Source organism: Vibrio sp. 378 (assembly GCF_033339435.1).
This window is the reverse complement of record NZ_JAWOUO010001248.1, coordinates 1-510: the sequence shown is the minus strand read 5'-3', so window position 1 is coordinate 510 and position 510 is coordinate 1. Positions and strand designations below refer to the sequence as shown.

The following is a 510-nucleotide window of genomic DNA, read 5'->3' as shown; positions in this document are numbered from 1 at the left end:
CAAGTCGAATTGGCGATGTTCAAGTCGATCCAATTGATAACTTCTCGGGTGAAATAAAAATTGATGTCACTGCGATCACCACGGAGAGCGTGAATCCACTGACAGGCAAAGAAACGGCTCGCTCAGAAACGGAAACCATCGTCATTGATGTCACTCCGGTCGCTGATGCTGGCAGCTTTACCGTTAATCGCATCAATATTTTCGAGGATAACGCTCGCACTCAAGATACGGTCGATCCGGTTACTGACCACGATCCACTTCAATTAAGCGAAGTGATTTCAATGAAACCATCCGCGGATATGGATGGTTCAGAAGAGCTGTTTGTTCGCATCTCGAATTTCTCTATCGACGGCGTGACGCTTGTCTGGCTCGATGGCGCGAATCCTTCACAGATTGTTGAAGTGACGGATGGCAGCGGCAATGTGCTGTATTACGAAATTCCTGAGTCACAGCTGACGAATGTAGAAGTGCTGCCACCACTGCACAGTAATGATGATTTCACCTTCAACG

At 47.6% G+C, this 510-nt stretch carries 1 protein-coding gene; it reads left to right on the top strand.

What is annotated here, in order from left to right; all coding sequences use genetic code 11:
- Positions 1-510, top strand: a 510-nt coding sequence (locus R7Q48_RS31385; protein WP_318134373.1) for a hypothetical protein, incomplete at both ends; no start/stop codon positions are given.